This is a genomic window from Embleya sp. NPDC055664 (assembly GCF_053618075.1).
In genome coordinates this window covers 1-8,802 of record NZ_JBSHGZ010000081.1, presented here as the reverse complement: position 1 = coordinate 8,802, position 8,802 = coordinate 1, and the positions used below count along the sequence as shown (strand labels likewise).

The window sequence follows — 8,802 nt, the reverse complement described above, 5'->3', positions numbered from 1 at the left end:
AGTTGCCTTCGCGTCACACCAAGACGATCTACCAGACCAGGACCGCCTTGACGACGAATCCCACAAATTGATCACAACCCGATACGCGACCTAGTCCCCACCAAGCCGCGAATCCGACGCCTACGCCGTCGTGGAACGCCGCGTCGTCGCAGGGCGGTCGGGGTTCCGGTGTACCTGCGGGCGTACGGCCACGACCTGGTCGACCTCGCACAGCGCCGGCGACCTCGACCGCCCCGAGCCAGCCCGCCCCGCCCCGACCGGGTTGATGCCCGGTAACCGTCCCCACCCGACGGCGCCCGCAGGACGTGGTCCACATCGCGCCGCACTCCGCCCTCGCCGCAGCCGACGAGCAACTGCCCGAAGAGACTGCCGGCGGCTGTGATGGCGGCTGCGGCCAGGCGGTCGGGCGCGGCCCGTCCCACGTGGTTCGGGCCGGTGCCGTCGGCGGAGTCGACGACCTGCCGCAGCCGTGGCTCCGTTCCTCTCGGCCGACGTCATCTCCGGCCGCATCCCGGCGTTGTCCGGGCCGTTTCGGGCGCCTGGATCGGTTCGCGATCACCGGCTCCGGGTGTAGTGGGCTCGGGCCTTGGCGCGGTTGCCGCATTCGGCCATCGAACACCACCGGCGTCGTCCGTTCTTGGATACATCCGCGAACCAGAGTGTGCACTCCGGGTTCGCGCAGCGTCTGATGCGGTCCGGATCGGCGGTGCGGAGCAACTCCAGGTAGGCGCGCGCCGCTTCCCAGGCCGGTCGCCATGCCGGGTCGGCGACGTCGATCTGCTCGGTCGGGCCCTGCGCGCCGAGTCCGAGGCGGATCGTCCCGCGTGCGAGGACCGCGTCCAAGCCCTGGTACGCCCCTTCCTCCAATGCGGCGCGGATCGCCTCCCGGGTGGCGACGAGCGCACCGCGTACCGCGTCGAGGTCCGTCTCGGGCGTGGTGTCGGGGCGGTTGTCCAAGGCGTGTTCGGCGAGCCAGGCCCGCAGCAGGGCCGGGTCGTCCAGGTGGTCGTGGAGGGCGCCGTGCAGCGGCCAACGCGTGTTCGCGAGGTCCAGTGCCAGGGGTTCTCCGGTCAGCGGGCGGATGTCCATGCCGATCAATCTAACCGATGAATGTGTGTTGACAGGTTAGACCCCGACTATCTAATGTCTAGACATCGAGCTATCCATTAGAAGCGAGGGGGTGGCCGTAGTGCCGCGCATCGGCAGTACCAGGGCAGGACTGGCGGCCATGACCGTGTCGTTCGGCCTGAACTTCTCCGCCGGGGTGTTCTTCGCACCGGTCGCGGAGGACTACGGCATCGGCGCCGGGATCCTCGCGGTCGCGGCGGCGCTGTCCACCGCGGTCACCGGCGCCGCCCAGCCGCTGGTCGGCGTCCTGCTCGACCGGGTCGGCGCGAAGCGGGTGGTCGTCGCGGCGCTTCTGCTGCTGTCGGCGAGCTACCTGGCGCTCGGCGCGGCGCGCGGCGCCGGGCAGTTCGTGGCGGCGTACGTGGTGCTCGGCGGCCTTGGCTTCGCAGGGTCCTCCAGCCTCGCCGTCAGCACCCTGATCGCCCGGGCCGAAGGCGACCGCGCGGCACCGGCGTTGGCCCGCGCCGCCATCGGCATCAACCTCGGGCAACTGGTCGTCCCGTGGGCGGCGGCCGGACTGTTCGGGCCGCTGGGGACGCGCGGTACGTACGTGGCGATCGGCGCGGCGGGGCTCGCCGCCACCGCGGTGCTCGCAGCGACGGTCCCGAAGGACCGTCAGGTGGCAGCCGTGCCAAGGGCTTCCGGTGCTTCCCTCACGTCGGGGGGAGCGAGCCCGGGTCTACCGAAGCGGCAATCGCTGCGCGGCCGCGGCCGCATCCTCGCCGCGTTCGGTCTGCATGCCGCGACCCTGTACGCGATGGTCCTGCTGCTCCCCAAACACGCCGTCGAACTGGGCTGGTCGGCCGCCGCCGGCGGCAGTCTGGTCGCGGTGGCCGCCGCCGCTGCCGCGGTGTCGTCCGCGGTGACCGCGCGCCTTGTCGGTCACACCGCGCCCGAACGCCTGCTGCCCGTCATGCACATGCTGCGCGCCACCTCCCTCGTACTCGCGGCGGCGGCCCCCGACCCACGGCTGCTCGTCCTCGCCGCCGTGCTGTTCGGCGCCGCGTCGTTCACGGTGATCCCGCTGACCATGGCGATCGTCACCCGCGGCCTCGACCCGGCACGCCTGGGCCGAACGCTCGCCCCCGCCTGGATCGTCCACCAAGGCGCGGCCGGCCTCGGCCTCGCCCTGGCCGCCGCCGCACACGCCGCCACCGGCGGCTACCGCGCCTACTTCGCGGCCGGCATCGGGCTCAGCCTGCTCGCCGCCGTCCTGACCTCGACCACCAAGAGCGCGACCCGTACCGCCGTGCGCACCACCACCTCAACCGCACACCTCGCATCCACCCCATCAACCGCATCCATCTCATGACCCGGAAAGGGACGATCCCCATGAACGCCAAAGCCACCCCCTCAACCGCCGCCACCCCCACCACCTCCGCCGACCGCGCCATCCACCACGCCACCGTGCAGATCGACGGACTGAACGTCTTCTACCGCGAGGCCGGCGACCCGGCGAACCCCACGCTGCTCCTGCTGCACGGCTTCCCGTCCAGCTCCGCGATGTACCGCGACCTGATCGGCGAACTCGCCGACGCATACCACCTGGTGGCCCCCGACCACATCGGTTTCGGACAGTCGGACGCGCCGGCCGTGGACACCTTCCCGTACAGCTTCGACAAGTTGACCGAGGTCACCCTCAAGCTCGTCGACCACCTCGGCCTGGACCGGTTCGCGCTGTACATCCAGGACTACGGCGCCCCCATCGGCCTGCGGATCGCCGCCGCGCACCCCGAGCGGGTCACCGCGCTGATCAGCCAGAGCGGCAACGCCTACCTGGAGGGCTTCACCCCCTTCTGGGACATCCTGTTCGCGCACGCCAAGGACCGCCAGACGCACGAGCCCGCAGTGCGCGAGCTGTTGACCGCCGAGGCCACCAAGTGGCAGCACACACACGGCATCCCGGCAGACCGCCTGCCCCGAGTGGCCCCCGACGCCTGGGTCCTGGACCAGGCATACCTGGACCGGCCCGGCAACAAGGAAATCCAGCTGCAGCTGTTCTGGGACTACCAGTTCAACCTCGACGGCTACCCGACCTTCCAGGAGTACTTCCGCACCCACCGCCCGCCGACCCTGGTCGCGTGGGGCGCGGGCGACGAGATCTTCGGCCCGGACGGGGCCCGCGCGTTCGCCCGCGACCTGCCCGACGCGGAGATCCACCTGCTCGACGCCGGCCACTTCGCCCTCGCCACCCACACCCCGGAAATCGCCGCCCTGATCCGCAACTTCCTCGCCCGCCACGTCTCCTGACCGCCACGCACACACACGCACCCGCACACGCGGCGCCGCACCCGGCCACCCGGCCCGGATGCGGCGCCGCGTCGCGCCAGGTCGTGTCCGGGGGATCCCGGCACCACTCACGGCTGCACGACCGCTGGGCGTGGTGATCACGTACACGTCCCAGCGCCGGCCCTACGCGAGGCGGCCCAGAACGGCGACGTCGCACGGGCGGGGCGGCGCAGGCGACCCCGTACAGGACGCCGGTGGTGGTCCCGCTCAAGGGCACCCTCGCGGGCGGGTCGATCGCCTGGCTGAAGAAACTCCCCGACGGCACCGCCGCGGGCCGCCTCATGCCACCCCCGCCGCGTTCATGCCACTCCTGCCCGACACCGACACCGACACCGACATCGACACCGAAGTCGACGAAGGGGGCCCACGGCCCGCCCACCCGGACGCCGGCCACACCGCGAACCGCACCCGCATCTCGGCGTTGACGCCCAGGATCCTGGACGACTGGACATTCTCCTTCTTCGCCCAGCTCCACCTCGAACCCGACACCACCCACGTGTTGACCCATGCCGAAGGCCGCCACATCACCACCCTGCGCACTCCGGACGGCCGTGCGACCACCGTCACCGAGACCGACGGCGGCGCCGAGGTCGTGTGGAGCGGCAGAGGTGACCCGTGGGCGCCGATCGAGCGGGCACACCGGCTGTGGCTGGAGCTGAATCGGCCGCGCCGTGAGTGGTTCACTCTCGAGGTGAGATCGAGCGGCCAACACGTCCGCCTCGCGGCACCGGACGGGCGTGCGTACACCTGGACGCTGTGAACAAGCTGCGGTGCGCCGTGTCGAGGCAAGCAGTCGGCCCCCGGACCCCGGGTCGCGGCAGCCGCCCTCGCCCTGTACGCCCACTCCGGTTTCCGGAACATCGGCACCCGCGAACGCATCGCCCGCCCCTGCGGTATCCGGCGCGACACCGTCCCGATCGAGTGCCGTAGCCCGATCATCGGCTGCACAGCGAAGGCGGGCTCACCACGGGTGGGGCGAGCCCGCCTCCGACGAGCCGAGTCAGCGACGCGCCCCACCCCGTAGAGCGCGGACCAGGTCGGCGAGCGCGCGGATGATCGCCGGCCGCTCCACCGCCCGAGTGCCGCGCAAACACAGGGCCATGGAGGCGACCAGAGCCAACACCAGGATGAACAGCAGGAACAGTACGAGCCACGGGGACGCGGAAACAAGCTCCCCAAGAACGGACCACATCACGTTTCTCCTCGACGGTGTACGGAGTCACCTGTGCGAGGAGGCCGGCACGGAAGCAGGACCTCAACGACGACAGGTGACCTGTCAAGGCGCAGGGCCCGAGGCCGCGCCACACCATCGCGGTGTATTCGTTGAGATCTGCGAGAGATCAGGTAACGCCTGCCGAGTAGGGGAGCGTTGCGCTCTCCGTCTGCACAAGGGGCCGTCCGCCCCATCGCGGGGAGGACCCAAATGAAGCCGTTGCGGCTTCCCAAACCTCGACCCGGCCGTTGCGGACGGGTGTCCTGGGCCGGCTGCTCCAGGTAGCACCTTCGGATGCCTGACCCGAAGGCCCCGGGTCCTGCCCGGGGTTCCGGATCAATCGATAGCACGTCAGATTGTCCCTGTCGAATAACTCTTTCGGCGTGCGCGGGAGTTGGCGAATGCTTGCCCCGGTAGCGAACGGGCCCGGCCGACCCCCGCCCGGCGGTCTCCTCCTGCACCCGCAGTGGGCGATCCCAGGCCAGACGGGCCCGCTGTGGTCTGGCGGGTTCGTCGTCGTGTGGTCGGCGGTTCCCGCGGTGCCTGTCGGTTTCCTGTCGTGTTTTCCTGTCCGGGTTTCCTCACGACTTTCGGGTCGGGTTGTGAAGTTGCGGTTGGGTGTCGTGGCGGCCGCGTGAGTATGTCGAGGGTCGGCGGCGTCAACGTCCGGTGCGTCACCTGCCCTCGAGGACCTGCGAGGGCCGCTCGAGGGAGGGGCGATCGGCGGTAGTCCCGGTCGGGGATCACGATCAGGGCGTGGGCCGGGCGATCCGGAAGAGTTGCGTCGCGTCGATCTCGTGGCCGCCGACCACTCCGTGTCCGGTCACGAGGGCAGGTCCACGGGCTCACGGCGGTTCGGACTCGTGCCGACGATGTGCGTGATGGGGACCTCGCGGCGTTCGGCGAGGACCCGGTGGGTGCGTCGGGACGATGCGGCGTACGGGTCCGGTTTCCCGCCCCGCGAAGTGCGTTGCGACACAGGGGGCTCGGCCTCCGGACCGGCGCCCGAGCCAACACGAAGCCGATGTAACCACGGCACCGGGAACCGACGTTCGCGAGCCGTCAAGCCTGCCGCGACACCGCCGAGGACCGCGCACCCTTGTCGAGAGTTCAATGCGAATACTTTATTCCGGGCGTGATTTCTGCGATTCCCATGGATATGGGGATCAAACGAACTTGCCACCACGGGCGCCACTGGGAAAGCTTCGCTTTGTGAAGCCCGGTCTTCTCCTTAAGGAGAAGACCGGGCTTTCGTCGTTCGGCGTGAGCCCTTGGACGGCCCGCCGCGACGCTCTGTGCGACCAGTTCCGACGCGGTGGGCCCGGACCTGTGGAGGCCCAATGCCAGCCAACCGGACGAACCACTCCGGAGGCGACCCTTCAGGGCCCTTGGACGTTCGAACCGTGGTGTTGCTCGGTGTTTCGGGAGTCGCGGTATACGCGGCCTATCGGTCGCCGGCGGTCGGCGTCGCGCTCACGGTCGGTGTGAGTGTCCTGCTCGCCCTGCACCTGCTTGATGAAGCGCTGAGCTTCTTGAAGCCGGTGACGCTGCTGTAAAGGACATCACTCGGCCGATCGCATCTTGAACCGGCGGCGCTCTCGATCTTTCGGGAGAGTGCCGAGGGTTCGAGGTTCGGGCTCGACGGCCTCCCGCGCGGGCCTGACGTTCGGCTCGGCGCGAGTCGCGGGCGTCTCGCGCCCGGCTCTCGGCCGCCTCACCACCGGTCACGTCCACACCACCGCGCAGTGCCTGGAGGTGTCGGAGCGCACGGTGTGGCGTTGGCTGACCGACGCGACCACGACACCCGCCGCCATCGTCTCGCCGGGTGCCCGCGACAGCGACCGGTTCGAGATCACACCGGACATTCGGGTGCTGTTGGCCTATTGGCGCGGCAACGCCTCCGTGGTCCACACCGTCAGCGGCCGGTCGTCCGGGTCGCGGTAGTGCACGGTTCGCAGCACCTTGTAGGTGATCGGCCCGTGCCGCTTCGCGAACGCCCGGCCGCGTCGGGATCCGAGGTGATCAGAGTCGGCGGCGCGGTCAGGCCCACGCGCAGGGCGGCGGCCAGGCCCACCGGCTTGTACGAGGCGGCCGTTGCCGCGTGCGGATGGTTCACGTGCAGGCACGGCAACGCGGCCAGGACACCACCCGGACCGTGTCGCGCCTGCGCGACGGCGAACAGGGCGTCCTGGTCGGACAGATGCGTGAACGCCGGCGATGCGTGTGGCCGAGTCCTCGTTCGTGGCCCCCTCGCCGAATGTTCGGTGGTAGTGCCGTTCAGGGACATGACGGCGTTGTCGCTGAACCAGCACAGGTCACCGGATTTGGCCGTATAGGCGCTACCGGAACCCATGTCGTCGGCGCATCCCTTGTATCGGCGCTCGATGAAGTTGTTGGCCGGCTCCCAGCCGTCACCCACCCAGCCGGTCTGGTTGTTCGATATCGCCGTTCGACTGTCTACCGCCTGCGAGGAGTACGTCAGTGACAGGGCCGGCTGCGGACCCATGAGCGCCGACGGGGTCTGCGGGCAGTCGGAACTGCTCGCGCCGCGCAGCGTTCGGCTCGTCCCACCCCGACCGTGTCGAGCCGGCCGGACGCGGCGCGGTCGCTCGCACGGGGGCGGCGTGCCGGCCGTTCAGCCGAGCAGCCGTGCCGCGCGGGCGGCGACGAGCCATCGGGGGAACTCGCCGAGCAGGCGATCGTACAGGTCGTCGTCGGTGACCGAGTCGACGTCGTCCAAGGCGAAGAAATTGCAGTTGTCGACGATGCGGCCGGGCAGGGTGTCGAGGCGTTCGAGGATGCCGTACTCGCTGCTCCCCAGCCCGACGAACTGCCAGAACACCGGGTGTTCGGCTGCGGAGGTGAGTATGCGGGCCATGTCCTCGTCGGCCCACACGTCGCCGTCGGTCACGAACAGGACGAGGGTGGGTAGTCCGTCGGCGTGGCGGCGGTAGGTCGACACCAACTCGCGCATCACCACGGGTTCGTCGTTGCCCACGCCGACGCTCTCCGGCCACTTGCGGAACTGCCTTATCCAGCGCCTGAGTTCGGGTATGCGCAACGGGTCCCGTAGCCGGCGGGCGCGGTCGGCGTACAACCACACGTCCATGGCACCGTCGTCGTCGAGGCGAACCGCGATCGGCGCCAGGCGCTCCAGCATGCGCGCGACGGTGCCGTTTCCGTACACGTCGTACATGGACCCGGAGGCGTCCAGGACGAGCACCACGTGTGCCCGGACACCGCCGAGTCCCTTCTTCTCCAGACACACGGCCACCTGCTCCTTGCGCAGGTCGACCCGCCGAGCGAGATCGGCGGGCAGGGCCGAGGTGTCACCGGCGGCATCCGCGACCGTCGTACCGGGCGCCGGTGCGGGCTTGCCCGCGATCGGCACCGCGGCGCCGGCGGCCGTGTGGGCGGCTTCCGACTCTCCCGATTCGCCGGCGACGTCCACCCCGTAGTCGGTGGCCATGCCCGCCAGACCGGTGGCGTACCCCTGCCCGACGGACCGTAGCTTCCAGCCGCCTTGGCGGCGATAGAACTCGACCACGACCAGCAGCGTCTCCGTGCCGCCCCCCGGGCCCGGGCACCGCGCCGCGAACGCGCCCGCGCCGGGTGGCTTTTGCTCGTCGGCCGACGCGACGTACGTGACCAGGTCGCCGACGTCACCGAATCGCCCGCCGTCGGTCGACGCCGCCACCAGCACGCGTTCGACGTCGGACGGCAGGTCGCCGAGCGAGATCCGCACGCCCGCCCCTTGGCCTTCGTCCCCCGACGCGCCGATGCAGCGCACCGCGCCACCGGCGCCCGACGGCTGGTTGTAGAAGACGAAGTCGGCGTCCGAGCGCACTCGTCCATCGGTGCCGAGCAGCAGCGCGCACGGATCCAGAGCGGGCGTGCCGGGCCCGGGCGTCCACGCCAGGGTGACGTCCATGACGTCGGTGGGCACGACCGTGTTGGCGCCCGAGGGCAAGATCTGGGACGGGGCGGGTATTCGGTGCATCGGCCCATTGTGGCCGACGCATCCGTGCACGACGCTCCCCGAGGTCCGTTCACGTGGACCGATGCGGTTCTCGCCGCCGCCGCCGCCGGTGAACTTGCGGCCGCCGTGGACGGGCTGCAACTGGGTCGCGCCTTCCCCGTTCACCGCACCGTGGCCGAGCGCGCCGAGACCC

Annotated in this window: 9 protein-coding genes; 5 read left to right on the top strand and 4 right to left on the bottom strand. The window is 70.5% G+C overall.

The features are described 5' to 3' along the window. Positions 1-555: 555 nt before the first annotated feature. The gene (locus ACWGR4_RS47895; protein WP_452133905.1) at positions 556-1,089 is read right to left on the bottom strand and encodes a CGNR zinc finger domain-containing protein; all 534 of its coding nucleotides are present in this window, start codon (positions 1,087-1,089) and stop codon (positions 556-558) included. Between the two features lie 139 nt (positions 1,090-1,228). Here ACWGR4_RS47895 and ACWGR4_RS47890 point away from each other — a divergent pair, with 139 nt between their 5' ends. The 3 genes from ACWGR4_RS47890 to ACWGR4_RS47880 all read left to right on the top strand — a co-directional run bounded on the left by ACWGR4_RS47890 (position 1,229) and on the right by ACWGR4_RS47880 (position 4,177). After that, positions 1,229-2,440: an MFS transporter gene (locus ACWGR4_RS47890; protein ID WP_452133904.1), complete on the top strand. Its 1,212-nt coding sequence runs from the start codon at positions 1,229-1,231 to the stop codon at positions 2,438-2,440. Positions 2,441-2,460: 20 nt separating this feature from the next. Then, complete coding sequence (locus ACWGR4_RS47885; protein WP_452133903.1) at positions 2,461-3,378, top strand: alpha/beta fold hydrolase; 918 nt, start codon at positions 2,461-2,463, stop codon at positions 3,376-3,378. A gap of 340 nt (positions 3,379-3,718) precedes the next feature. Continuing rightward, positions 3,719-4,177 (top strand): hypothetical protein, encoded by a 459-nt coding sequence (locus tag ACWGR4_RS47880; protein WP_452133902.1) that lies wholly within the window; start codon positions 3,719-3,721, stop codon positions 4,175-4,177. A 240-nt stretch (positions 4,178-4,417) separates the two neighbouring features. On the opposite strand, the gene ACWGR4_RS47875 is transcribed toward ACWGR4_RS47880, so the two are convergent. Next, positions 4,418-4,609, bottom strand: coding sequence for a hypothetical protein (locus ACWGR4_RS47875; protein ID WP_452133901.1), 192 nt, complete (start codon positions 4,607-4,609; stop codon positions 4,418-4,420). Between the two features lie 1,409 nt (positions 4,610-6,018). Here ACWGR4_RS47875 and ACWGR4_RS47870 point away from each other — a divergent pair. Both ACWGR4_RS47870 and ACWGR4_RS47865 read left to right on the top strand, forming a co-directional pair. Further along, the gene (locus ACWGR4_RS47870) at positions 6,019-6,186 is read left to right on the top strand and encodes a hypothetical protein (protein WP_452133900.1); all 168 of its coding nucleotides are present in this window, start codon (positions 6,019-6,021) and stop codon (positions 6,184-6,186) included. A gap of 58 nt (positions 6,187-6,244) precedes the next feature. Further along, positions 6,245-6,574, top strand: a complete 330-nt coding sequence (locus tag ACWGR4_RS47865) for a hypothetical protein (RefSeq protein ID WP_452133899.1) — start codon at positions 6,245-6,247, stop codon at positions 6,572-6,574. Here the strand turns inward: ACWGR4_RS47865 and ACWGR4_RS47860 are convergent. Both ACWGR4_RS47860 and ACWGR4_RS47855 read right to left on the bottom strand, forming a co-directional pair. Beyond that, the gene (locus ACWGR4_RS47860) at positions 6,546-7,136 is read right to left on the bottom strand and encodes a hypothetical protein (protein WP_452133898.1); all 591 of its coding nucleotides are present in this window, start codon (positions 7,134-7,136) and stop codon (positions 6,546-6,548) included. The genes ACWGR4_RS47865 and ACWGR4_RS47860 overlap by 29 nt on opposite strands. A gap of 129 nt (positions 7,137-7,265) precedes the next feature. Further along, on the bottom strand, positions 7,266-8,630 hold the full coding sequence (locus ACWGR4_RS47855; protein WP_452133897.1) for a VWA domain-containing protein: 1,365 nt from the start codon (positions 8,628-8,630) through the stop codon (positions 7,266-7,268). Positions 8,631-8,802: the final 172 nt, after the last annotated feature.